We start from the raw sequence: 23,442 nt of genomic DNA on the forward strand, positions 1-23,442 counted from the left end.
ACGCCACGTTTGAACGCAGCGCGAATGAGCTCCTCCGCATCGGCGCCCGCATGTTGGGCATACGTTCGCACGAGGTCCCACTCCCCCGCTTCCTCGAGGCCGCCCACATCGTCTCCGCTCGACTGACTTCAGTATGGTATTAATAATAACCATGAGTGCGGCAGGGAGCTCATCCAAGATTCAGTTCGACGTCGATCGCATCGGCCTACTGGGCGGAGTGCGTGGGCGGCTCTCGGAGCTGGTTCAGGTGCTCGACGTTCTGTCCTCGCGTGGCGTCAGGCTCATCGTTCAACTCGGTGATTTCGGCGTCCCGTGGCCGACTGGATCTGCCCAGCGGGACTTGGCAAAGCTCACGAGGCGACTCGCGTTGCGCGGGCAACGGCTCCTGTTCCTCGCAGGCAGCCACGATTGGAGCCCGATGCTCAACGACCGGAGCGGGCTTACGCCCGATTGGTCCCCCGAAGGCATTCGGTGGCTGTCGTCACGGGTCGGCTTTCTGCCCAATGGCTTTCGCGCTTCGTTCTCGAGCGGCCGCTCATTCGCTGTACTCGGAGGCGCCGCATCCGTAGACCGTGCCATTCGGACTCGTGGCGTCGATTGGTGGCCGGAGGAACTGGCAACCGAGCAAGACCTGCAGGTGCTCGGCGATGAGCACTCAGACGTACTCTTCGGCCACGATGCACCACTGGACCTGCCAGAGGTCGACGCTGCGTTCGCGACTATGGCAACGACGTGGCCTCTCGACGACATCCGCTACGCCATTGCCGGACGGGCAACGTTCCATCGTGGCTTCCTTCAGGTTGCACCGAGCCTCTACGTCGGAAGCCACTACGAGCGGTTCATCATCGATGCCGTCGGATTCCGTCACGGTTCGCTTGGATTCTGGTCGAACATCGCGATGCTCGACCAGCTCGACGGGCCCGGCGCCTCAGTGGCGATCCTCGACACCACCACACTCGCCCTCGATTATCTCGACCGGGACGGGAGCGCCGTGCCCCGCGAACCTGCGACATCCAAGCTCACGTTGGAAAGCAAGGGCCGATGGCACGTCCAGACAGAGTCATCCGTCCATCTACTCGATTTCGACGAAGGTCATTGGGAACGTCTCCCCGGCCCCGACGCTAACCCTTACCCAGGTCGCAATGAAGGCCAGCTCCGCTCCCTCGAGAACTTCATCCTCGGCTCGAACGGGTACCTCACCACCGTCGGAGATGACTTCTTCGAGTACTACTGGGCCCACACCAGCATGATCCGCCACATCACACCCGCACCCCCGACGACATGAACGCCGGCGACTTCCTGGAGCGTCTCGATGCGACCGATCTTGGTTCGTTCATCGTGACCACCGAGAGCGGATCCATCTACGAGCTTCGAATCAATGCCGATCGCGCCGTCATGATCCGACACCCAGCCGTAGATGCACCGCTGGCGGCCGATGCCAGCCATCTCTACTTCGACAACGCTCCAATCGAATGCCGCTTTCGCACGATCCGGGTCGGCAACCCAGCCGCGTTCGTCTTCACTCGCGCGGATCGAGACGACGTGCCGAATTACGCCGCGACGGTTCGAGCGACCACCGAGGTCCGATCGATTCGTCGGCTCGATTCAGACACAGCGGACGGAGGCGGCTGATGGGCTTCTGGGACGGGTACCTCCCGAACCCCTCCATCGACGTCTTGGGACCCACACTGACCGCCGTCATCCACGCACTCGTCGTCGAACTCGAGTCAGTCTCGGTCGCTGAACTCCGCGATGCTACCGGTGCGTCGGATGCCGCGTTGAGACGCGCCCTTGAACGACTCGGGCGCTCGGGCACGGTCCTTGCTTTCGACGGTCACCCGATTCGATACCTCTGGAATCGTGACAGCTTCGCCTCACGCGGACTCACATTGCTCGCAACTTCGCAGAACGTGCTCGGCAACTACATCAGCGGGTACGCCCGAGCACTCTCCGACGACCGAGTCACGACGGCGCTCACTCCGCCGCGGGACGGGGCACTCGCGGCCGTCGTTGCGATTGTGCGCCACGGCCCCGACGGGGAAGCTACCAAGATCGCGGGTCAGATTCAAACGGAGCTGAGCGCCCTCCTTGGCGGCGTGGTGACGCAGTCGTTCTGGTCATGGGAGACCTTCGAAAGCCAGGTTCGCGCTGCCGACGCAGATGTTCGATACCTCTCGGCGAACAACAGAGTCCTGTCAGGGCGTGATATCGGTCACCTCGTTTCTCGTGCACTCCGCCGATAGAACTCATTCGCCACCGATGCGGTCGCCTGCCCGTCGGCCGCATCGGCGTCGATGGTGGCCGATTGAGGATCGTTGGGCGGGCAGGTTCACCGACTTGAGTCGTCAGCGGTTTGCTCCCGATAGGCTCGCGTCCGTGACCAATCTGCGGACCAACGGCACCGAGATGCGACGCAGTCGATGGGCCCGGAATCTGGTCGCGATCGTGATGGGCGCGGTCTTGGCTGTGCTGCCATTGTTCTTTGTCACGATGCTGCTCGCACTGAGCATTCACGAGTACCAGTCGTACACCGCCGCGACGTCAGAGTACGGCGGCACCGCTGCGTTGAATGCCAAGGAAGAGCGCGGCAACATCATCATGGGTTCGCTCGCCTTGGTGGTGTTGTGGTTCTTCCTCACCGGGCTCGCGGCTGCCTACGCAGCAGTCATCGAGGGGCGGGTGCTCCGCACCGCAATCTGGGCTGGCGGCGTTATGGCCGTCGCGATCGGTGCAATGCTCTTGTTTGGCCTGACGGTCGGTACAGCCTAACGACCGGCATGCGGGGCAAACTCTCAACGCTGTCCTTCCAATACCGGTACTTTTCAAGAATGACCCCCGCGAACGAATCCGGTACAGGCAAGCCGCTACTCATGCGTCGCAGGGCTTTCTGGGCAACTATCGCCGTGAGCGTGGCGGCAATAGTCATCATCCCTTCTCTTCTGTTCCTCGGGCTCGTGCACGCCTGGGCAGCGATCGCCACTCCGTCCCCGGTTCCGGTCGCGAAGGACGCAGCGACGCCGCCAGCGACCTCGGCCCCCACGACCACATCACCGCATCCCAATACGACGCGAGGCGAGCAGCAGGTCTTCAACGACCTCGTCGACAGTTGCATGGCGGAGAAGGGATACCCACTTCACCTGCTGGCGGCCTGGCGCGCCCAAGACTTCACGGTTCCGTTCGCCCTCGTTCCCCCTGAGGAACAGCCGGAACTTGAGTACGCACTCTGGGGCGACATCGCAGCCAGCGAGAACACCAGCTACGAGGAGTACGTCGCTGGGGGAAGCTGCGAGGGATACGCACTCGGACAGCTGTATACCTGGGAAGACCACTGACCGGCGGGCTGCAGGTTTGCGCGCGGCGAGTGAGTCCTGCCGATGATGCCGCCGACTGCCTCGGCGAGATACTCCTCGTGCTCTGGCGCCGACGCGACGCGCTGCCGCAGGCTATTGAGGAGCGTCGAGCGTGGACGTTCGGCATCGCGAACCGCGTGCTCAAGAGTTACCGGCGCGGCAGCATCCGCCGGATCGCGCTCATGAGCCGCCTGCGGGACGAGATCCCCGTGTCGAACTCGTTCTCACCGAGCAGCGATGATTCCGCGGTGATCGACGTGTTCGCACGATTGCGGCATTCCAACCGAGAAGTCATCGCATTGGCCGTGTGGAAGGGTTTCTCACTCGCTGAGGCGCCGTCGATCCTCGGGGCGCACAACCCCGAGTCGCTCGAATCCGCGATACGCGCCGATGCTGCACGAGCGAGGTACTCGCGAGCTCGCCGTCGCGTTCGTCTCACGGTCGAAGGCCACGATGAGTGAGACGAGCCTGCCTCTCGCTGGGGCACGGCGGCGCTGGGCGCGCGCGCTTCGGGTTGCGGGCGTTGCATCGTTATTTGGAGCGGTGCTGCTAGGAACGATCAATCTCTGGTCCTTGGTCGGCCCCGGCCGGCCACGCCCGGCAATTGAGGACTTCACCTTGATCCTCGGCAATTGGATTCCCACAACCTGGGAAGCTGAGTTCGCACTCGTCCTGACCTCGGTCATGGCTCTCATGGTGGCTTCATCACTCGCTCCACCCACCGGAAGCCCACCCCAGCGCCGGGTCTGGGCCACTTCAATGTGGGCGCTCTCCATTCTCGCGATCCCCTCGCTCGGGGCGACCTTGCTCACTTCGGGTGTGCTGATCTCCACTTACTCGGTGCTGCCAAACCCGAGCGACGGTGGATGCCGGATCGTTGTGCGTGAGACATCTGTACTGCTTGTCGGTGGAGGAACTGTCGGGGTCGTGCAACCCGGTTCCGTCGTGGTCGACTGGGTTCGTACCTACAGCGCTGACGACGGCTACACGCCATTCTCGGCCGGGACCTACCGCCTCGAATGGAGCGCACGAGTGGCCGGCATCGATCTATGGGGTCCCGCCCAAGACCCGACGAACTGGACCTCCGACGCTCCGATTCTCTGCGACAGGTGATCACAGCCCACCGCGAGCAACGAGCGATTGAGCAGCCAAGCGAGAACTCGATCAATGTCGACGCATCCGCCCGCAAGCCGGTCGGCGAACGCCACGGAATTCTGCGTTCACGGCGCGATACCCAGCCTGCCCGCAGCCGGATCCGCGTGCGGGACATGCTCATCAATCCCGCTGTCTGACTAGGGCTGAGGTTACAGTCCGACGTCCTTCCTCGAGGAGAGCACGAGCTGTTCGACTAGGGCCTCGGGAATGGGGTTGCTCGCTCGGAAGGTGATCCCGGTCTTCGTGGCCTTCAGGCCGGCGACGGCGATCTCTTCAGCAAGTTCGGTGATGGCGCCTGGTGAGAGGTACAGGCCGCACTGCTTGGTGAAGGCGGCGTAACTGGCGATTATGGATCGCCCGATCCGGAAGCCTGGCATGCCGTATTCGATGACCTCCTCTGCGTCTGGCAGAGTTCGCGCAAGCTGAGCACGCAGCCCGGACAGCAATGGTCGGAACTGTTCCGGAGCCGAAGCGATGTACGCGTCGTGGTCGGAGATGGTCGTCATCCCATCATTCTTCATGACCTATCCGGTTGCATGATTTCCAGCTCTGAGTTTTGCCCCGCGACGCCCGCCTATTCCGCCGGACCTGTGCCGGACGCGGATCCGCCAGCGGCATCCTCGGCCGGACACAGGCCTTTGAGTCCACCGTTCTCGCCGCCGGCTGGCTATTGTTACCCAGTGGATTTCCAAGACGCGGCAGACCTCGCCATCCAACTCGCCCGCGACGCTGGCGATTTCGCGGTCGCTGAGCGCGAAGAGGCGCGAATCGAGGCAAAGGGCGACGGAGCCGACTTCGTCACCCACGTCGACCGCGCAGTCGAACGACGAATCGCTGCAGCCATCGCGACCCAATACCCCGATCACTCGATCCTTGGAGAGGAACATGGCGAACAAGGGGGAGAACTGACAGAATTCCGCTGGCTTATTGACCCGCTGGATGGCACCAACAACTACGTCCTCGGCCTCGACATTTATGGCGTGTGCATCACACTCTGCCATCACGACATCCCGGTCGCAGCAGTAGTACACGACTCCCCACGTCGCCGAACCTACTGGGCTGTCACCGGTACCGGCGCGTGGCTCTCCATCGACGCAAGGCCACCGCAGCGTCTCTTGCTCCATGGTGCAGAACCGCTCGCGAACACGACCGTTTCACTCACACAGGGATATGCGGTCGGCCACAACGACGCTCGTCGAAACACCCTGTTTGGCGCACTCGAACGCCAGACCAAGCGAGTCCTTCGCACCTGGGCTCCATCTGTCGATTGGGGACTTCTAGCCACTGGACGGCTCGGAGCCGTCATCGCCTACCGCAATGAGCCCTGGGACCTTGTCGGTGGGGCGCTTATCGCCACCGAAGCGGGCGCACGCATGTACACCGACGCCACAGGCGACCTCGTAATCGTGGGTCATCCACGTACAGTGGACGAACTTCAAGTCCTTCTGGACGGACAGCGTCATCACCGAAGTGCCCTCGCAGAGGCGGGCAAGCAAGCGTAGATCCCTGCCCTCGAGGTTCAGCGAATCCTGCAAGAGCCCGGCCAACGGGGCCTGGCAGCCGGCTACTACACATCCTCGACCGCAGCGAAAGTGCAAAACGGTCACCGCACCACCCCAGGCGGATCGGCCTGCGGATCATCGCTCCGTCACTAGCGAATTTCCCCAGGGCTGCGGCCCTCCGCGTCAGCCGCGTGGATCCTCGAGGGAGCCCATCGCGTCCATAAGTGTGTCGTGGATGTACTCAAGCTTCGGGCTCGTGAAGCTCGACCAGTCATCGTCACCGCTGGCCTGCGACCAGTCCGAGGCATCAGCTTGGGTCTCGCCGTCCCAGGCCGTCGCCGGTACGTGCTTGTAGACCCACCAAATGTTGCCGGACGGGTCTGAGAACCGCGACAAGGTGTCGCCGAAGAAGTCGGTTGGCTTCGTGATGACAGTGCCGCCGTGCTGCTCGGCGCGACCGAGCGTCGCGTCGACATCGTCGACGTACACGCGTGTGAACGCGGGGGTGAACGGCCAGTTGGGCTTCCGATCTGCGACCGTCACGGTCGAGTCACCGAGCCGCAGCTCGGAGTGCAGGATGAGCCCGTCGGTGTCGAGAGTGCGGGCTTCGGCAACATCGGTGGCGCCGAACACCGCGACGATGAAGTCGATCAGTGCGGCCGCGCCGTCGGACATGATGAATGGGTTCACGGTGTTCGAACCCTCGGGGGCTGGTGGGATGTTGTTCACATTCGTACCTTTCGCTCACCTTCAGGATCGGCTCACGCGCTCCCGAGGTCCTTGGACAATTGCGACAATCCGCGAATGGTTCGGCGGTAGCGTCGTCGGCGGCGATCAGCGCGTCTGACGAATGTCGGAGGGTCGCTCCGCCCGAAGCGCCACGAAGGAGCGGGTGAGGTGTGCCTGATCGGCGAAGCCGAGTTCGGCCGCGACCTCGGTCGCAGTCTTGCCTCGGCGGAGAGCGGCTTCGGCGGCCCTGGCCCGAGCGAACTGAGTGATACGCGTCGGGCTCAGCCCGGTGGCGACTTTCACCCGGCGCTGCCAACTTCTCGTGGAGTACCCGGTGCGGTCGCCGCGCAGTGCGCGCGCCGCATGCGCATCGACTCGCACGATGCCTCGCTGCTCGAGGGCCTCGACGCATGCGTGAAGCTGTTCAAATTCAGGAATCGGGAGTAACTCGCCTGACACGGCGAACGTGTCGTCTGCACAGATCAGAGAGACGAACCGGCCGACGAGTTGCGACTTCGGCAGGCGTGCGATGGTCACTTCGGGGTGAAGCTCCACGCCCCAGTGACTCGCGCCGGCGATACCGACGAGTATTCGCGGCCTCGGCGTCGGGCCAGCGAGCTCGGCGGTGATCGACCCGTCGGGTAGTCGCGTGAATGCGAGCCCCCAATGCTCGTTCGCCGGCTCGAGGTACTCGTCGGGTTCTTCGACGTGTGCTCGCCAGATCGAGTGGATCAGTCGGTGATCGTCGCAGACTTCGATCTCATACATGCATCCTCCCCGAACCATCGCGGCACCTGCGGTTGCACTCTGCCCGCAAGCAACGATCCCACACGGCGGAACCATCCGCTTCGATGGCTCGACTCGCACCGTGACCGCCGCCGGACAACCGAGACCGCACTCCACCTCTGCCGATCCCGCGGCGGGGTCGCCCAGCGCGCCACTTTGAGCCGCAGGGTCGCCTAGGTCGTCACAGGCTTCATCGTCGCGCAAGCGGATCCATCTGCGGGCTTTCGCTGCAATGTATGCAGCGGCCGATTTCGGTTCGACGGTCTCACCTAACGCCGCCACTGTCTCGTCGGCTCCGGTGACGATTTCGGACGCGAAGTCACCGAACAGTCCTTCCGCGCTCGGACCCGAAGATGAGGTGCCCTCGTTCACCGTAGTTGCCGAAACTACTATCCCGACGACGACATTGGTGATGCGATCGAACCGCAACGCCGCTCCCGAAGAGGCGCCACTACGCGGGTACGTTCACAGTTCGCCCCCACTCGGTGACGGTCAGCGGCCGGTACGTCGACCACGGCTTGGTGCATAGACGTTGGACAAACGTGAACGGTTCAAGTTCGACCCTCGCAGGCACGCGCAGTTTCACGCGGGTTCGCTCTCGTGTGTCATCTCGCGGCCGTGGGCGGTGATGGCATAGATCACGAGGATGTCGATGCCGATGACGATCACGGACCACCATGGCTGAGCGGGCACAAGGAAGAGCTGGCCGAGAGCACTCAGCCCGGCGATGATGATTGCGATCACTCTCGCCCAGGTGGCACCCGAGAACAGGGCTATTCCGGTGAACAGGAGCAAGAGGCCGATCAGGAGGTTCCACCACCCCCAACCGGTGAGGTCGAATAGGAACAGGCTGCCGCCAGCGAGAACGTAGTAGCCGTTCGATCCCAGCAAGGCGACGATGCCTTGAAGCGCGCTGAATGCGCCGTTCAAGATCAGGATGATCGCGGCAAAGCCGATCCATCCGACCCATCCGGTGGTCGCTCGTGCAGTACTCATGGTCTCGACGTCCTTCCCTCTAGTGGCCGTTGGCGCGGGCGCCCCGGACCCTCTCTCGAACAATGCAAGGGTGCCGAAGGACCGAGGAGCGGGCATCACCACACTCGAATGAATCGCCTTCAACCTCGCCGTCCGCCGTGCTGGTGGGTTTCATTCGAAAAGAATGAGGCGAATCTGGGTTGCCGCGGGTCGAATGACCTCTGGAGCGTCACGCTGCTGACGGTCTCAATCAACCAGGAGGAACCCACCATGTCTGATCCCTTGAACGACGACGCACCGGTGCTCGAGCTGCTCGCGCAGATGACCGCCGACTCAGTCGAAGCCTCGAGCCTCGACTCCCAGGAGCTGATGCTCGTCCGGATCGCCGCCCTCGTGGCTGTCGGCGCGCCTCCGGTTTCGTATGCGCTCAACCTCGAAGCCAGCGGCGAAGCCGGTCTCGACGCCGAGAGCATCCGCGGGGTTCTCACGGCGATCGCACCCATCGTCGGAACGGCGCGTGTCGCCGCGGCGACCGGAAACATCGTCAAGGCACTGGCCGCGGAACTCGCGATCGAGGATCTCGAGGTCGCCGAACTCGAAGCTGACAACGAAGACCAGCGAGCCTGACGGCCTCCCGGGCGAGTCCAGCCAGGGCGCAGGGCGCCGTCCATCATCGACGCGCTGTCGTCACCAGTCAGTCAAGGAGGATTCATCATGGCCATCTCCGACCGCACCGCCCCGGCGCATCCGGAATCAGTGGAGTCGCGAATCGGCGCGCTCCACTACGACGTCGGATGCCCGACGCCCGACACCTCGCAACGACTCTTCGATGAGATGGACTTCCAACGCGCGGTGCAGGCCTACCTCTGGGCCTACCCGGCCGTGTCCTTCGAATCCATCCGATCGGTGGCGAAGAATGACCTCGGCATGGAGCCCTTCGACCTCGGAATCGCAGACAATTTCGTCGATCCCAGGTCGCTGTGGCTGACCGCCAACGACACCACGATCTACGCGTTTGTGAACTTCGACCTGTCGCAGGGCCCGGTCGTCATCGAGATCCCCCCCGGCGCCATCGTCGGGCTCGTCGACGACTTCTGGCAGCGGTCACTCGTGGATGTCGGGCTGCCAGGTCCGGATGCCGGCAAGGGTGGGAAGTTCCTCCTCCTTCCACCCGACGCCAGCGATGACGCGCACGACGGGTACTACACGGTGCACGCGCACATGCACGACCACAACATGCTGGTGCGCGGCATCATCGTGGATGGCGACATTCCGGATGCCGTCCAGCGGATCCGCAATGTCAGGATCTACTCGTGGAGCGAACGCGAACACCCCACGCCGAACCGGTTCGTGTCGATTTCGGGTGCTCGCATCGACACGCGACCGCCCGGCGGGTTGGAGTTCTGGAGACGGCTGTCGAGGGTGATCGACAATAACCCGGTCCAGGAGCACGATCGGTTCCACATGGCGATGCTCAAACCGCTCGGCATCGAGAAGGGCAAGCCGTTCCAGCCCGACGACCGCCAGACCAGGATCTTGGAAGAGGCCGCGGAACTCGGCGATGCCATGGCTCGCAACGTCATGTACGAGAATTCGCAACGTATGAGCGGCGCGACGGCATTCCCTGGCACTCGATGGGACTGGGTCATCCTCGTCACGCCGCGTCAGGAGGCTGAGAACTACAGCCAGCTCGATGAGCGCCTCCAGTACACGTACGGGGCGATCTATCTTTCCCCCGGCATCGGCAAGATGAGGCCCGGGCCAGGAGCCACCTACCTTCAGGCGTTCAGGGATTCGGCGGGCAACCATTTCGACGGTGCGAAGGCCTACCGGCTGCACATCCCGGCGAACCCACCGGCCGCGGCATTCTGGTCGCTCACCCTGTATGACACAGCAACGCGCTCGATGCTCCAGAATCCGACGAACGATGCCGCCCGTTCCGGATATGACGACCTCGCCGTCAACGAGGACGGCTCCATCGACCTCTTCCTCTCGCCCGAACCCGGGACCGGGCCGACATCCAACTGGATCGAGACCGTGCCCGGCCGAGGCTTCTACCCCATGTTCCGCCTGTACAGCCCGACTTCCCCGCTGTTCGACGGCGCCTGGACCCTGCCCGACGTGGAACCGGCATGAGGAACAGCGCAGCCGTGACCCGCCCCGGCACAGCAACGTCGACGCGAGGGGTGCCGTCATGAACGAGCAGTTCCCGATCATCGGCGGCATCCTGGTGATCCTCGACTTCGTGATCAAGATCACTGCCCTGTTCATCGTGCCGCGCGATCGCAAGCCGACCGCAGCGATGGCCTGGCTGCTTGCCATCTTCCTGATCCCGTTCGTCGGCATCATCCTGTTCCTGATCATCGGCAACTCGAAGCTGCCGAAGAAGCGCCGAGAGCGACAGGAGGAGCTGAATCGGATCATCGCGGAACGAGCCGAGGACCTCGATCTCGTCGGCGACCGATCGACCTGGCCCGACTGGTTTGCCTCCCTGACGCGTCAGAACCAGCAGCTGGGGGCGCTCCCCGCGGTCGGCGGCAATACCGCCACGCTGATCGGCGAGTACACGGCGTCTGTCGATGCGATGGCCGACGAGATCGACACGGCGACGCGATTCGTGAACGTCGAGTTCTACATCGCGTCGTTCGACGCGACAACGAAGGGCTTCTTCGGGGCCATGGAGCGCGCGGTCCGGCGTGGCGTGCGGGTCCGCCTCCTGATGGACTTCATCGCGTCGAGGAACGTTACCGGCCACGACGAGACCCGCACCGAGCTCGACCGGATCGGGGTGGAGTGGAGCTACATGCTGCCGGTCCGTCCGTTCAAGGGCGAGTACCAGCGACCCGACCTGCGAAACCATCGCAAGCTACTCGTGGTCGACGGCCGGGTGGGATACATGGGCTCGCAGAACCTCATCGACCGCACGTACAACGCGCCGAAGAACCTCAAGCGAGGGCTGAAGTGGCAGGAACTGGTGACCCGCGTGACCGGTCCGATCGTGCCGGCGATCAACGGGGTGTTCCTCTCCGACTGGTACATCGAGACCGGTGAGCTCCTCGGCGAAGAGGCGCACCTGCGCGCCGCCGACGTTCCTCCGGACCGGTCGCCAGCGGCGCTCGACTGCCAAGTCGTGCCGAGCGGTCCTGGCTACGACGAAGAGAACAACCTGCGGCAGTTTCTGACCCTGGTCACCTCCGCCCAACGAAAGGTGATCATCACGAGCCCGTACTTCGTGCCAGACGAGGCGATGATGTACGCGATCACCTCTGCCTGCAAGCGCGGGCTGGATGTGCAGCTGTTCGTCTCGGAGATCGGCGATCAGGGGTCCGTCTGGCACGCCCAGCGCTCCTACTACGAACCGCTGCTGAAGGCTGGCGTGCAGATCTGGCTCTACCCGGCGCCGTTCATCCTGCACTCCAAGCACCTGTCCATCGATGAGGAGGTCGCGGTGATCGGCTCGAGCAACATGGACATCCGCTCGTTCGCACTGAACGCCGAGGTGACCCTCCTCGTGCGCGGCCGACCGTTCGTCGAGCAGATGCGCGAGGTAGAGCAGGGATACCGGGATGCCGGCCGCCGGCTGACCCTCGAGGAATGGAAGAAGGAGCCGGCATCGTCGACCTTTCTGGATGGCGTCGCGCGACTCACATCTGCGCTGCAGTGAGCGGCTCTTGAGAGCGCGCGCCGCAAGCCAATAGGCTTCGGCCGTGCGAGAGGATGCCCCGGCGGTGGGCGCGTCGGAGCTCGAGCTGGATCGTCAGCTGCTCGACGCGAAGCTCACCGCTCCCCGACTCACGCGTCGGAGCCCGGTCAGTCGCGCGCCCCTCGTGGCCGCGGCCCGCTCGAGCGCGCGTCGGATCGTCGCTGTCACAGCGCCCGCGGGATACGGGAAATCGACGCTGATGGCGCAGTGGGCGAGCACCGAGGCGCGTCCGGTCGCGTGGGTCTCGCTCGATCGATTCGATGACGACCCGATCGCGCTGCTCGTCGTGCTCGCCGAAGCGTACGGGCGGATCATGCCTGGTGCAGAGCACCTCACGGATGCGGTCCGGGGATACGGCGGATCCGCACTCGGAAGGGCGGCACCCCTCGTCGCCACGGCGCTCCGAGCCAGCCGTGCGCCGTTCATGCTGATGCTGGATGACCTGCACGAGGTGCAAAATCCTGCCTGCCACGACGTCCTGAGCGTCGTGATCACCGGAATCCCGCCGGGCTCGCAACTGCTCACGGCGAGTCGAGCCGAGCAGCCGCACCTCGCACACGCACGTGCGGTCGGAGAGTCGATCGAGATCACCGCAGGCGACCTCGCATTCGACGCATCAGGCGCGCGCGAGGTCTTCGCTGATGCGGATCTCGCGCTCAGCCCGGAGGAAGCGCTCGAGGTCGTCGAACGCACGGAGGGATGGCCCGTCGGCGTGTCCCTCGCCGCCGCGATCATGCGTGACGGCGGCACTCCGACCGTGTCGGGCGACGATCGGTTCATCGCCGACTACCTCTACCAGGAGGCACTGATGAGCCTCCCGGAACACCAGCAGCGGTTCCTGCGGCGAACCGCGGTGCTCGAGAACCTGTCCGCAGCACTCTGCGACGCGATCCTCGGAACGGACGACGCTGGGATGCTCCTCCGCGAGTTGTCGGCATCGAACTCGTTCCTGATGCCCCTGGACCGACGGCGTGAGTGGTATCGATATCACGGACTCTTCCGCGAATTCCTCCTCGCCGAACTCACCAGAACGGAACCCGACCTCGCCCCCGGACTCCGAGTTCGGGCGGCATCATGGTTCGAGGACCGCGGCACTCACGCTGTTGCCGTCGAGTATCTGCTCGACGTCCCGACCGAGCGCACGAAGGCCATCCACTTGGTCGCCGCCACGACGCTCGATGCCTATCAACTCGGACTGTTGACGACGGTGCAACGCTGGTACCGCACGATCGGCGACCGGGCGATCGAGGAGTACCCGCCGCTCGCGGTGTACGCCGGCTGGATCACTGCCCTCGCCGGCCACCCAGATGAGGCGGACCGATGGGCGGCCGTCCTGGCAGAGGCATCCTACGATCGCCCACCTGATGACGGCTCAGCGTCCTTTGATTCCGCCCGGGCGATGCTGCGGTCCTTCATGTGCGCCGGTGGGCCGGAGCAGGCGCTCGCAGACGCGAGATATGCCGTCGCATCTGAACCGAGCACGAGCCCGTGGCGCGATCAGGCGCTCGTCATCCTCGGCGAGGCTCAATTGCTCGCCGGCGACGTGGAACGGGCCAAAGCCTCCTTCGCCGAAGGATCGGTCGTCGCCGCCGCGCATGACAATACCGACGGCCTCGTGACGGCAGAGTCGGAGCTCGCGCGCCTCATGATGGATGACGGACAATGGGTCGAAGGAGCAGGACACGTTCAGACGGCACTCGAGGCGATCGACGCGCACGGCATGGATGACTACGCTCTGTCGGTCCTGGCCTTCGCCGAAGCAGCACGACTCGCCCTTCACCAAGGTGACCTGCAGGCAGTTCGTCGCCATGTCACGCGGGCGATGCGCGCACGACCCGCCTGCACGTCCGCGATGCCCTATATCTCAGTGCGTGCGCGACTTCAGCTCGCCAAACTGCACTGGGCCTTGAACGACCACATCACGGCGCATCACCTGCTTCGCGAGATCGAGGACATCGTGATTCGACGTCCGCACCTCGGCGCCCTCGTCGACCAAGTCGAGGAATTCAGGAACCTCGTCGCCTCTACCGAACGGACAGGTTGGACGGGCGGACCGCCGCTGAGCCCTGCGGAGCTCCGCCTGCTTCCCTACCTCCAGACGCATCTCTCGAACGCCGAGATCGCCGCGCGACTCTACGTCTCACGCAACACGGTCAACTCCGAGCTCGCCAGCATCTACCGCAAATTCAACGTCTCCAAGCGAAGTGAGGCGGTTCAGCGCGCCACCGAGGTCGGTCTCCTCGGCGCCTAGGGTGCCCACCCGCGGCCGGTACGGCGTTCGTCGGTGACCTCGTCGAGGTCATGGCCGAGCGCCAGGGCGAGTTGCGGTGCTGCGGCGACCGCGCGCGGCACTCCGACGACATCTACGATGCCCATGAGCAGATCCACGATCTCGCCGGCGGTGGCTCCGGCACTCACAGCCGCATCCGTCAACGACCCGAATGAGGGTTCGGCCCCACCCATCGCGATGAGCGCTGCGATCCTGGAGAGTGCCATCGTCTTCGGATCGACCACCGGCACGCTGTCGAGGTCGAAGCGCACGAAATCGTTCTCTCCCACCCTCTCGGCGTTCATCGCCAGGCGACGAAGCCGCTCAAGGTAGTCCACGATGTGCTCCCAACTGTGCGGTGTTTCACGGCGATCACGGCACCGGCGAGGGCTCATCAGAACTCAGAGGCGGGGCCTTGCCGGACGCCTCCGAAACTCCACCCGGCTTGCCGCCCTTCCGTGCGATCCGTTCAGCCTTCGCCTCGGCGTCGAACTGCGCCATGACCGCCTTCGCCTCGTCGAGCTCGCCGAGCATCGGCCGGATCCAGCCCATGGCCGGGTTGGAATCCACGAGGATCAAGCGGACGAGGAGAGTGAGCGGGATCGCGAGGATCGCGCCGATCGGACCGATCACGACGGCCCAGAAGAGCACGGAGAAGAACGTGATGGTCTGGCTCAGGTTCACGGCCTTGCCGATGACGCGGGGTTGGATCACCGATTGGATGACGCCGTTGATCACGGCGTACACGATGATCACCGCGATTACCGTCGGCCAGCCGCCCACGAGGGCGCCGAAGACGATCGGCGGGATGAGGGCGATGAAGTAGCCGACGTTCGGGATGAAGGAGCAGATGAATGCGAGCAGTCCCCAGATGAACGCGCCAGGCACGCCGAGGATGATCAACGCGATCCAGTTGAGAACGCCCTGCGCCACCCCCAGCCCGGCGGTCGCCACCATGTACCGGCGCACGTTGGAACCATACGTGACGAGGGATGCCACGACGAGCGGCCGTGCCGGGTACAGCTGCCGGAGGAGGGTCGGCACGAACGCGGCGTCCATGCCCATGAGCAGCAGCATGGTGAAGACGATGACGAGGAGCGAGAAGACGCCGGTGATGCCGCCGATCAGGCCACCGAAGAATCCGAGCAGCGCAGCCGGGTCAAAGTTCGCGGCGGCGTCGTCGATCTCATCGGCGCCGATGCCGATCGAGGAGAGCCACGCCGCGACATCCTGCCCGAATGCGGCGATCTCGGCGCTGAACTCGTGCAACAGCGCCCCGAACTGGCCGAACGCGACGAGCAGGGCATAACCCAGCGCGAGAAGCAGCGCCAGCACGGCGATGATGACCGCTGCGGTCGCGATACCGCGCGGTACCCCGCGTTTCTCGAGCCACACTCGCAACGGGTGCACGCAGATGGTGAGCACGACGCCGAGGAAGAAGGGGGCGAAGACGCCGGCGATGGCGGCAAGGCCGAAGGCGGCGATGGTTGCGCCGCCAAGTCCGATCAGGATGAAGGCATTGCGGTGTGCGTTCGGGGGCTCAACGGGTGACACGACGACCCCGGAGTCTCCCATGGACGCCGCATCCTTGGATCGCTTCCTTTTCCACCACATGATGCTCCGATCTCAGTTCATCCGGTGTCGATCTGGCGATTCACTTGGCGGGTTTCGCTACTGGAGACCCTCACCGTCCCCCACGACGCTAACCACCGGCTGCGATGTCCGAATCATTCGATTGTTGTGATGCCACCCGATGGGTCCCCGCGTGTACTGGCCATGGTCGTGTGGCGAGCAGGGCACCGCGAGGCCGAGCGTGGGGTACGCAACAGGACGGTCGCCGAACGAAGTCCCCGCTGGCGCACCCAGACGGCGCGGCGAGGGCTCTGCGAGCCGCGGCGGCACCGCGTATTTGGAAGTCGATGAGGGATCGGAGAGGTCCGAGAATGAGCATCCAGACCGCAACGGGAGAGCACGCCGAATCCGATGCGCTCGCGCCGGCGGCCGCAGACTTCGCAGCCCGCGCCGCGTACGGACGGGAAGCACGCCGGCGCACTCCGCGCTCCGACCATGAATGCTGGACGCCCCCACCCGATCGGTTCGACCCCGTCGCCCTGCTCGAGGAGCAGGCGAGCACCCGCGTGCCAGAGCTCGTCCCGATCCGGCACTCACGCATGAAGGTGTCGCCGTTCACGTTCTACCGAGGCGCGGCACTTCTCATGGCGGCGGACCTCGCCGACACACCGGTATCGGGGATCACGACCCAGATCTGCGGTGATGCACATCTGTCGAACTTCGGCGTCTTCGGCACTCCAGAACGCACGCTGATCTTCGACATGAACGACTTCGACGAGACCCTACCGGGCCCATGGGAGTGGGACGTGAAGCGGCTCGCAACGAGCTTCGAGGTCGCCGGGCGCAGCCGGGCCTTCCCCGACGAGGAACGCACCGAGATCAACCTCACCGTCGTGCGTGCCTATCGCGAGCGAATGCAGCGCGCGGCCGAATCGCGAGTGCTCGACGCCTGGTACGACCGGCTCGACGCCGACCGCGTGACGGACTTCGTCACCGCGGAACAGGAGTCTCAGCGCGGTGCCGACAAGCTGGCGAAGCGCGCCGACGCCGCCCTCGCGAAGGCGAGGACGAAGGACAGCACCCGCGCCGTGGCGAAACTCGTCGAGAGAGTTGATGGCCGGATGCGGATCGTCGCCGATCCCCCGCTCATCGTCCCGATAGAGCATTTGGCCCCGATCGGACGTCGGCGGGAGCAGGAGGAGGACTGGATGCGAGGAGTGCTCGAGTCGTATCGATCCACCCTCCAGTACCAGAATCATCCCGTGCGCGAGTTCTCGTACGCGCACATGGCGCGCAAGGTCGTCGGCGTCGGCAGCGTCGGAACACGAGCATGGATCGTGCTCCTCCGCGGCCGAGACGACGCCGACTACCTGCTCCTGCAGGCGAAACAGGCTGAGGCCTCCGTGCTGGAACGGTTCCTGCCACGAAGCCAATACGACAACCACGGCGAACGAGTGGTCAGGGGGCAACGGCTGATGCAGGCGGCCAGCGACATCTTCCTCGGATGGCGCCGCGAGACCGGAACCGACGGGATCGAACGCGATTTCTACCTTCGGCAACTGCATGACTGGAAGGGCTCCGCCGACATCGACACGATGAGTGCCTCGGCGGCCCGGGCATATGCGCGCCTCTGCGGCGAGACGCTCGCTCGAGCGCACGCCCGTGCCGGCGACCGAGTCGCAATCGCCGCATACCTGGGGCACAGTGACCGCTTCGAACGCGCAATCGCCGCGTTCGCACGCGACTACGCCGACCAGAATGACCGCGACTTCGTCGCATTCGCAGATGCGGTGGCATCGGGACGGCTCGAATCCGCCGACGGCGTGTGAGCCGCTCGCACGGCGACGACCGAACAGCAACCAGAGGCAGGCGAAGAGATGACCGAGACCATCGGGACGGTGATGTCGTCAGCCGAGCGCCGTCGGTACATCCTGCGCGGGCTGCTCCGCGCCTTCCTCATGACGGTCATCCTCGTAACCGTCTACTTTCTTGTTCCGCTCGCCTGGATCGACGGGGTGCCCGTTGCGGTCGTCCTAGCGCTGGCTGCACTGGTGCTCCTCGCCGTGTCGTGGTGGCAGGTCCGGGCGATCCTCCGATCGCCGCAACCGGGACTGCGCGGGATCGAGGCACTCGCCGTCATCGCACCGCTCTACCTACTGCTGTTCGCCGCGACCTATTTTCTGATGGCAAGCGCAGAGCCCGCGAGCTTCAGTACCGACCCGCTCAGCCGCCTCGACACGCTGTACTTCACCGTCACCGTGTTCTCGACAGTCGGCTTCGGCGACATCAGCCCGGCGACCCAGGCCACGCGGACCGTCGCCATGGCTCAGATGATCCTCAACCTCGTCGTTCTCGGCGCCGGCGTCCGGTTGCTTACCGCAGCGGTCCGACGCGGCCGCGAGGCCAATGACGCCGAAGCGAGCGCCGGGTCATAAGCATTAGGCCGTCACGAGCGAGAGCTACGTACAAATTCCGGGGGAGATTCTCGCCGAGGAAAGACGCCCGCAAGCCGGTCCGCCACCGGGAAGACAGTCTCGCTGTGCCGGAGCCGCGCACTTCGGTCGAGCCCAGGTCCGACAGACCCGCCCGAGAAACTGCCCGGTGAAGGTGCGGCGACTGCAACACCAATCCTGCGCATCGAACACACGAGATTCACGCTGACCTCAGGCGGCCCCCGCCTCAACAAGGCAAGCTCACCCCAGTGCACTAGTCCGCGATTCGCTCGCCTGACGCCTGCTCTACCGACGGCCATAGGTGAACCCCGAGAGCATTTTCGAGGCGGGCAACGACGTATAGGTCCGAGCGGGCTGGATTCTGAATGAGTGTGTGTAGATCGGCGATCTCTACCTCAGCGCGCATGGCGATGTCGGTGAGCGGCACGCTGCCGACAGCGCGGAGGACGTTGTCTCGCAATGTCGACAGTCGAACGTCGACCAGATGGTTATTCTTATTACCGGTCACGACGACAGAATAGCCGCGTTGATCGCCGCCAAGAGCAGCGACGCGCCAAGCGCGCATTCCAACCTGGCGGGCGTCAGCGCGTTCGAGCAGCCACGAGGGATGCGCCGAGTGCGGCCTCCAGGCGAGCGATCGCGTACAGGTCGGGCCAGGTCGATCCGTTGAGATAGCCGAGGAGAGTCACGTGACTGAGTCCGGCCGACCGAGCCACTGAACGAATGCTGTCGTCGCCGATCGCTGCACGAAGCCTTGACGCGAACTGACGGGCCGCCTCCCCCGCGGCGTCACCCGATGGCCGGTCCGGCCAACCCGGCGCGAGCTCCGCAGGATCGGGTCGCGGGGTGCGTGGCATGAATAAAGAGTATCTGGAACACGAACTCGAAGGCGCGATTCGCTTGCGCGGCCGGCCGGTCTGGACATGCCATCAATGAAACCCAGCGCGCACTCCACCCCGCCACCCCGAGCGGTCGACGGGCTGCGTCGACCATGCGCTTGGTCACGACCGGGCATCGCACCAAGAAGGAGCGAAATCTGGTAATTTATAATACCGGTACAGGCCGGAGGTGATGCCCTTCGATGACTACGAATCTCACGACTCAGTCGAATTGTGCGACCGCGACTTCGCGGACGCGAGGGTGGCGATCGGCCCAAAACAAAACGTCGGCCAACTGCATCTGCGTTTTCCCCCGCAGGAGTCGAATCACCCGGTCATAGCTGAGACCAGGCACGTGAACGTCAACGGCCCCTAGATACTGCTCGAGTGACAGCCCGCCGGCGAGGAGCTCCTCGCGGACTGCGTTTGCCACGCGGTGCTGCAGCTGCGCGGCGCGAAGCCGAGGGTCACCGTCGCCCAATCCCGCGATCGGGAGGAACGGCGCACTCGAGCGGCCGAACACCGCGGGGACCGCGCTGAGCGTTCTTGGCTCGAATGCGAAGCCCGTTCGGGCCGGATTCCGATCTCGGATTGATCGCTTCGAATAATCCATGAGGATATTATCCGCCGTCGAAACTCAATAACTGCCCGATTGATGCTGGTTATTGCCTTGATTGTTGCATTTTTCGCCTAGATCACTCGAATAGACCCCATTCGTCGCCGCACACCAAGTCCTGCATGACCAACTCCGCGGCCACCACATCCATCGACCTCACCCGCCCCACCGTCTCGCAGCGCGCGGGCATCGGAGCCCGACCGGCGCACCTCACGTCACCTGACCTCGTTTCCGAGAACCGATATGGCAGCAACGTTCCGACGGAGGTGATCAACGCTGTGGAGAGCTACGCACCCAAAGCTCCGAAGTCCGACTGGCAGCGAATCGCACCGTTCGCTCAAGAGATCGCCGCGCATTCATCCGACAACGCAACCGATGCCGCGCGCATGATGCGCGTCCTCAGCCCGTTCCTGGTCTGGTGCGTCACCGAGCAAGGACTTCCGATGGACGCCGAGGCTCTTCTCACGCCGCGCGTCATCGACGCCTACATCAGTGGGCTGGAACTCACCGACGGCTCTCGCGGGACCTACCGATCCAAGCTCACCACCGCCGCCGAGCGCGTGAATCCCAGCGGATTCCAGAAGCGCATGGAACCCATCAAGCGCCGCCAGATCGCGCCGCCCTACGCCGCCGAAGAGATGATCGCGTTCGAATTCTGGGCGAGTGGCCAGGCGACCGAGCTCAAGCGGCGCAAGGCGCGCCTCATGCTGGCGCTCGGCGCCGGAGCTGGGGTGCGGCCGGGTGAGTTCGATTTGCTGTGCCGCGACGTCACGGTCGACGGGCACGGCGTCGTCGTAACTGTGGGCACGGGCGGCGCCCGCCGGGAGGTTCCCGTCCTCAGCCGGTGGGAACCGTGGATCACGGCAGAGCTTGCCAAGCTCCCCGAGGAAGGTCCGCTCTGGATGACCGAGGGGCAGAAGAGCAACAAGCGCCTGCTCAACGGCTTCACGGAAAGGACCAGCGGCACGGCACCCAACGGCCTCAGGCTGCGTACGACCTGGATCGTCACGCACCTCGCCGCAGGCACCCCAATCAAGGAGCTCATGCGTGCCGCAGGAATGGCGCAATTCAACAACCTGGATCGCTACCTCGCGTTCGTCGACGATGTCGGACCGACGGCATATCGGAACGCACTCCGCGGATCGGCGCAGCGTTGACGCCGACGAAACCGGTCGATCGAGATCTGATGCCTCGAAGCGGCGCCCAGCTCCTCGAACACCGAATGCAGACCCTCTTCGGTCGATCACTCGAGGACTACGATCGCGAGACCGCGCTCGAGTCCCTGCCGAAGGTTCATGTGGAACTCGCGCATAAGGTTGTCGCTGCTTCGGGCGCCCTTGAGATGATCGCACAGTGGAAAACGCAGGCCCGGAAGTCAAACGCGGGCAGGAAGCCGCTTGTCTCGATGGACGCCGTTCTCGTCCTCTTTGTCGCGCACGCACTCGCTGGAAAACCGCTCACGTACACCGAACTCGCCCGAACACTTGAGTTTCGGCTGAAGCACGACCTGAGAAATCTCGTCGGTGTGACTCATAAACGCGGCACCCACGATCAGTGGTACGACCGCATGTGGGCAGCCACGAACCGTCTCGTCGAGCTCTTCGACCCTTATCCCGGTCCTCGCAACGTCCGACTGAAGGGCGCCGCCTGGGAGAACTTCTTCGAATCGACTCAACAGCCCGCGTACATCGAGAACACCGAACGCATGCTCGACCGCATGGACGAACTCCTCAACAAGATTCTTCATGCGTCGCTGCACTTGGTCCCTCGGGACATCTGGGAGCAGTACCTCGGCAACCTCCTGATCGACGCGACCAAAGTCGAGGTTGCCGGCACCCCCAACTCAGCCTCGTCGAGGGGAAGTCGCTCCAACCCTGACCCGCTCTCCGGCCGATACACCCGCAAGGGAAGCCACGGCGGCACAGGCGCCCGAACCGATGTCGCGGCGTACGAACTCGAAACCGCCTGCACGATGTGGAACAAGCCGGGTGAGAACGACCGATTCCCGACCTTGGTGACCGCGGTCTCAATGCACCGCCCTGGAAAACTCGTGGGTCACGCAGCACGATTGATCGGCCAGCACAAGCGCCTCGGCTACGACCGTTTCCTCGTCACGGTCGATCGCGCATACAACGGGGAGAAAATCGAGAACTTCCACATTCCTGTTCGGCTCGCGGGCGGCGAACTTGTCCTCGAATACAAGAAGACCGATCTCGGCCTCCAGGGGTGGTTCGAAGACCTGATCCTGGTCGATGGGAACTGGTACGTGAATTGGATGCCGATCGGGCTGATTCAAGCAAGCCAGAGACTGAGAGCGCTCGAGGATGCCGTCAGCGGCGCCATGACCGCCCTCAGCGCACTGTCACACTCCAAGGACGCGCCGACACGCGACGAACAGATCGCCGAGCACCGTCAAACCATCGATGACGCTCCCGCCCAACACAGTCAGCTGATCAACAACATCAAGAACCGCGAACGATACCGAATGAAGGAACACGGGCTCGTCGACCGAGATGGCGCACAACGCTTTCGGTACCCTGATCCGGAACGCTCGCTCGTCCCACCAAGGCCGCTCTCGGACCGCGCGTCGATCACAATCCCGATGCTCGTCCCCGAGATCGACGCTCCCAAGCACCTCGCTGCGCTCGTCACGAAGCCGAAGGGCGGCACGAAGGGGAATCCTTCGGAGCGTCGGAAACCACAGCCGATCAAGCATGTCCAGAAGTACGCCTACCAGTCGGCCGAATGGCACAGATACAAGGGAACGCGCAGCCTGGTCGAGGCTTCCAATCGACTCCTGAAGAAAGCGACCAAGTTCGACATCGAGGAGCCCGACCTTCGATCCGGGCGAGGCTATGCCTTCACGTACCTGGCGACGGCACTGGCGGTCGTCGCCGAGAACCTGCTTCGCATCAGAAGCTTCTTCCAAGCTGACGCTGAGCGTCAGGGCGCCCCGAAAACCCGCGCACGCCGCCGAAAGGATCCGCAGGGCAACTCCCTGCCTCGCCGGCAGCCGATCGAGCACGGGCCACCAAGCTAGACACGTCGTCCCAACTCCAAGCACAACAACCGCGTATCGGACGCTTCAGCCTGCCCAGACGGCGGGCTTTTCGTCGTTAACCGAGCGCGATGGCCCGTTGGTAGCTTGTCAGGCGGCAACGAGAGCCCCATCACGGCAAAGAGAAAGAGGCCGTGACCAGATTTCTCTGGTCACGGCCTCTTCTGCACCATTTTCCGAAGATCAGAAGCTGATTCTCCGATGGCGCCGTGGTTGCGGGGGCAGGATTTGAACCTACGACCTCTGGGTTATGAGCCCAGCGAGCTACCGAACTGCTCCACCCCGCGACGCTGGCCGCCTCACGGCGGTTCCTCCAGTCTACGACAGTTCCGCGGGCTGCTCGACCAGTGTCGGGGCGTCCCCGCCCGCCGGATCCTTCCGGCGCTGATCCTTCCG

At 64.3% G+C, this 23,442-nt stretch carries 24 protein-coding genes and 1 tRNA gene; 16 read left to right on the forward strand and 9 right to left on the reverse strand.

Annotated features, from left to right (window positions below):
* The first annotated feature begins 151 nt into the window (after positions 1-151).
* The 7 genes from GE115_RS12475 to GE115_RS12510 all read left to right on the forward strand — a co-directional run bounded on the left by GE115_RS12475 (position 152) and on the right by GE115_RS12510 (position 4,642).
* Entirely contained in the window at positions 152-1,285 is a 1,134-nt protein-coding gene (locus GE115_RS12475) for a hypothetical protein (protein ID WP_153685123.1), read from the forward strand.
* Positions 1,282-1,632, forward strand: a complete 351-nt coding sequence (locus tag GE115_RS12480; protein ID WP_153685124.1) for a hypothetical protein — start codon at positions 1,282-1,284, stop codon at positions 1,630-1,632. The genes GE115_RS12475 and GE115_RS12480 overlap by 4 nt, the downstream gene beginning before the upstream one ends.
* Positions 1,632-2,243 (forward strand): hypothetical protein, encoded by a 612-nt coding sequence (locus GE115_RS12485; protein WP_153685125.1) that lies wholly within the window; start codon positions 1,632-1,634, stop codon positions 2,241-2,243. Before GE115_RS12480 ends, GE115_RS12485 begins: the two co-directional genes overlap by 1 nt.
* Positions 2,244-2,376: 133 nt before the next feature.
* Positions 2,377-2,769: a hypothetical protein gene (locus tag GE115_RS12490; RefSeq protein ID WP_153685126.1), complete on the forward strand. Its 393-nt coding sequence runs from the start codon at positions 2,377-2,379 to the stop codon at positions 2,767-2,769.
* A 59-nt stretch (positions 2,770-2,828) separates the two neighbouring features.
* A complete protein-coding gene (locus GE115_RS12495; RefSeq protein ID WP_153685127.1) occupies positions 2,829-3,332 on the forward strand; it encodes a hypothetical protein in 504 nt (167 codons plus the stop codon).
* 471 nt (positions 3,333-3,803) lie between these two features.
* On the forward strand, positions 3,804-4,463 hold the full coding sequence (locus GE115_RS12505; protein ID WP_153685129.1) for a hypothetical protein: 660 nt from the start codon (positions 3,804-3,806) through the stop codon (positions 4,461-4,463).
* The gene (locus tag GE115_RS12510; protein WP_153685130.1) at positions 4,460-4,642 is read left to right on the forward strand and encodes a hypothetical protein; all 183 of its coding nucleotides are present in this window, start codon (positions 4,460-4,462) and stop codon (positions 4,640-4,642) included. The genes GE115_RS12505 and GE115_RS12510 overlap by 4 nt, the downstream gene beginning before the upstream one ends.
* Before the next feature lie 12 nt (positions 4,643-4,654).
* Here the strand turns inward: GE115_RS12510 and GE115_RS12515 are convergent, their stop codons facing one another.
* On the reverse strand, positions 4,655-5,011 hold the full coding sequence (locus GE115_RS12515; RefSeq protein ID WP_153685131.1) for an iron chaperone: 357 nt from the start codon (positions 5,009-5,011) through the stop codon (positions 4,655-4,657).
* 174 nt (positions 5,012-5,185) lie between these two features.
* Here GE115_RS12515 and GE115_RS12520 point away from each other — a divergent pair, with 174 nt between their 5' ends.
* On the forward strand, positions 5,186-6,007 hold the full coding sequence (locus tag GE115_RS12520; RefSeq protein WP_172979894.1) for an inositol monophosphatase family protein: 822 nt from the start codon (positions 5,186-5,188) through the stop codon (positions 6,005-6,007).
* Between the two features lie 183 nt (positions 6,008-6,190).
* Here the strand turns inward: GE115_RS12520 and GE115_RS12525 are convergent, their stop codons facing one another.
* The 3 genes from GE115_RS12525 to GE115_RS12535 all read right to left on the reverse strand — a co-directional run bounded on the left by GE115_RS12525 (position 6,191) and on the right by GE115_RS12535 (position 8,518).
* Positions 6,191-6,682 carry a VOC family protein gene (locus tag GE115_RS12525; protein WP_153685133.1) on the reverse strand — a complete coding sequence of 164 codons (492 nt, stop codon included), beginning with the start codon at positions 6,680-6,682 and terminating at the stop codon, positions 6,191-6,193.
* 159 nt (positions 6,683-6,841) lie between these two features.
* Entirely contained in the window at positions 6,842-7,504 is a 663-nt protein-coding gene (locus GE115_RS18390) for a helix-turn-helix domain-containing protein (protein ID WP_172979897.1), read from the reverse strand.
* A 600-nt stretch (positions 7,505-8,104) separates the two neighbouring features.
* Positions 8,105-8,518, reverse strand: coding sequence for a DUF7144 family membrane protein (locus GE115_RS12535; RefSeq protein WP_153685135.1), 414 nt, complete (start codon positions 8,516-8,518; stop codon positions 8,105-8,107).
* Between the two features lie 261 nt (positions 8,519-8,779).
* Here GE115_RS12535 and GE115_RS12540 point away from each other — a divergent pair, with 261 nt between their 5' ends.
* From GE115_RS12540 to GE115_RS12555, 4 genes are all read left to right on the forward strand, one after another.
* Positions 8,780-9,124, forward strand: a complete 345-nt coding sequence (locus GE115_RS12540) for a carboxymuconolactone decarboxylase family protein (protein WP_246190764.1) — start codon at positions 8,780-8,782, stop codon at positions 9,122-9,124.
* Between the two features lie 87 nt (positions 9,125-9,211).
* Entirely contained in the window at positions 9,212-10,633 is a 1,422-nt protein-coding gene (locus tag GE115_RS12545) for a DUF1254 domain-containing protein (protein WP_153685136.1), read from the forward strand.
* A 58-nt stretch (positions 10,634-10,691) separates the two neighbouring features.
* On the forward strand, positions 10,692-12,161 hold the full coding sequence (gene cls, locus GE115_RS12550) for a cardiolipin synthase (protein WP_153685230.1): 1,470 nt from the start codon (positions 10,692-10,694) through the stop codon (positions 12,159-12,161).
* Between the two features lie 43 nt (positions 12,162-12,204).
* Positions 12,205-14,451: a winged helix-turn-helix domain-containing protein gene (locus tag GE115_RS12555; protein WP_312855133.1), complete on the forward strand. Its 2,247-nt coding sequence runs from the start codon at positions 12,205-12,207 to the stop codon at positions 14,449-14,451.
* On the opposite strand, the gene GE115_RS12560 is transcribed toward GE115_RS12555, so the two are convergent.
* Both GE115_RS12560 and GE115_RS12565 read right to left on the reverse strand, forming a co-directional pair.
* Positions 14,448-14,807, reverse strand: coding sequence for a carboxymuconolactone decarboxylase family protein (locus GE115_RS12560; RefSeq protein WP_312855134.1), 360 nt, complete (start codon positions 14,805-14,807; stop codon positions 14,448-14,450). The two genes, GE115_RS12555 and GE115_RS12560, sit on opposite strands and share 4 nt — an antisense overlap.
* Positions 14,808-14,841: 34 nt before the next feature.
* Positions 14,842-16,044, reverse strand: coding sequence for an AI-2E family transporter (locus GE115_RS12565; protein WP_172979899.1), 1,203 nt, complete (start codon positions 16,042-16,044; stop codon positions 14,842-14,844).
* 368 nt (positions 16,045-16,412) lie between these two features.
* On the opposite strand from GE115_RS12565, the gene GE115_RS12570 reads away from it, so the two are divergent.
* Together GE115_RS12570 and GE115_RS12575 are read left to right on the forward strand one after the other, a co-directional pair.
* Entirely contained in the window at positions 16,413-17,870 is a 1,458-nt protein-coding gene (locus tag GE115_RS12570) for a DUF2252 domain-containing protein (RefSeq protein ID WP_153685138.1), read from the forward strand.
* Positions 17,871-17,918: 48 nt separating this feature from the next.
* Positions 17,919-18,476 (forward strand): potassium channel family protein, encoded by a 558-nt coding sequence (locus GE115_RS12575; RefSeq protein ID WP_153685139.1) that lies wholly within the window; start codon positions 17,919-17,921, stop codon positions 18,474-18,476.
* A gap of 271 nt (positions 18,477-18,747) precedes the next feature.
* Here the strand turns inward: GE115_RS12575 and GE115_RS12580 are convergent, their stop codons facing one another.
* Both GE115_RS12580 and GE115_RS12585 read right to left on the reverse strand, forming a co-directional pair.
* The gene (locus GE115_RS12580; RefSeq protein WP_153685140.1) at positions 18,748-19,002 is read right to left on the reverse strand and encodes a hypothetical protein; all 255 of its coding nucleotides are present in this window, start codon (positions 19,000-19,002) and stop codon (positions 18,748-18,750) included.
* 593 nt (positions 19,003-19,595) lie between these two features.
* Positions 19,596-19,985 carry a hypothetical protein gene (locus tag GE115_RS12585; RefSeq protein WP_153685141.1) on the reverse strand — a complete coding sequence of 130 codons (390 nt, stop codon included), beginning with the start codon at positions 19,983-19,985 and terminating at the stop codon, positions 19,596-19,598.
* A 125-nt stretch (positions 19,986-20,110) separates the two neighbouring features.
* On the opposite strand from GE115_RS12585, the gene GE115_RS12590 reads away from it, so the two are divergent.
* Positions 20,111-21,145 carry a site-specific integrase gene (locus GE115_RS12590; RefSeq protein ID WP_153685142.1) on the forward strand — a complete coding sequence of 345 codons (1,035 nt, stop codon included), beginning with the start codon at positions 20,111-20,113 and terminating at the stop codon, positions 21,143-21,145.
* Positions 21,146-21,210: 65 nt separating this feature from the next.
* On the forward strand, positions 21,211-23,028 hold the full coding sequence (locus tag GE115_RS12595; protein WP_153685143.1) for a hypothetical protein: 1,818 nt from the start codon (positions 21,211-21,213) through the stop codon (positions 23,026-23,028).
* Between the two features lie 228 nt (positions 23,029-23,256).
* On the opposite strand, the gene GE115_RS12600 is transcribed toward GE115_RS12595, so the two are convergent.
* A tRNA-Met gene (locus GE115_RS12600) sits at positions 23,257-23,333 on the reverse strand.
* Positions 23,334-23,442: the final 109 nt, after the last annotated feature.

This window comes from Agromyces agglutinans, from assembly GCF_009647605.1.
Lineage (GTDB): Bacteria > Actinomycetota > Actinomycetes > Actinomycetales > Microbacteriaceae > Agromyces > Agromyces agglutinans.

Coding starts and splice junctions, on each gene's coding strand:
- GE115_RS12545 (WP_153685136.1), top strand. CDS start 9,212: ATGGCCATCTCCGACCGCACCGCCCCGGCGCATCCGGAATCAGTGGAG.
- GE115_RS12475 (WP_153685123.1), top strand. CDS start 152: ATGAGTGCGGCAGGGAGCTCATCCAAGATTCAGTTCGACGTCGATCGC.
- GE115_RS12590 (WP_153685142.1), top strand. CDS start 20,111: ATGACCAACTCCGCGGCCACCACATCCATCGACCTCACCCGCCCCACC.
- GE115_RS18390 (WP_172979897.1), bottom strand. CDS start 7,504: ATGTATGAGATCGAAGTCTGCGACGATCACCGACTGATCCACTCGATC.
- GE115_RS12595 (WP_153685143.1), top strand. CDS start 21,211: ATGCAGACCCTCTTCGGTCGATCACTCGAGGACTACGATCGCGAGACC.
- GE115_RS12570 (WP_153685138.1), top strand. CDS start 16,413: ATGAGCATCCAGACCGCAACGGGAGAGCACGCCGAATCCGATGCGCTC.
- GE115_RS12585 (WP_153685141.1), bottom strand. CDS start 19,985: ATGGATTATTCGAAGCGATCAATCCGAGATCGGAATCCGGCCCGAACG.
- GE115_RS12565 (WP_172979899.1), bottom strand. CDS start 16,044: ATGGGAGACTCCGGGGTCGTCGTGTCACCCGTTGAGCCCCCGAACGCA.
- GE115_RS12505 (WP_153685129.1), top strand. CDS start 3,804: ATGAGTGAGACGAGCCTGCCTCTCGCTGGGGCACGGCGGCGCTGGGCG.
- GE115_RS12480 (WP_153685124.1), top strand. CDS start 1,282: ATGAACGCCGGCGACTTCCTGGAGCGTCTCGATGCGACCGATCTTGGT.
- GE115_RS12495 (WP_153685127.1), top strand. CDS start 2,829: ATGACCCCCGCGAACGAATCCGGTACAGGCAAGCCGCTACTCATGCGT.
- GE115_RS12575 (WP_153685139.1), top strand. CDS start 17,919: ATGACCGAGACCATCGGGACGGTGATGTCGTCAGCCGAGCGCCGTCGG.
- GE115_RS12525 (WP_153685133.1), bottom strand. CDS start 6,682: ATGTCCGACGGCGCGGCCGCACTGATCGACTTCATCGTCGCGGTGTTC.
- cls (WP_153685230.1), top strand. CDS start 10,692: ATGAACGAGCAGTTCCCGATCATCGGCGGCATCCTGGTGATCCTCGAC.
- GE115_RS12515 (WP_153685131.1), bottom strand. CDS start 5,011: ATGACGACCATCTCCGACCACGACGCGTACATCGCTTCGGCTCCGGAA.
- GE115_RS12535 (WP_153685135.1), bottom strand. CDS start 8,518: ATGAGTACTGCACGAGCGACCACCGGATGGGTCGGATGGATCGGCTTT.
- GE115_RS12485 (WP_153685125.1), top strand. CDS start 1,632: ATGGGCTTCTGGGACGGGTACCTCCCGAACCCCTCCATCGACGTCTTG.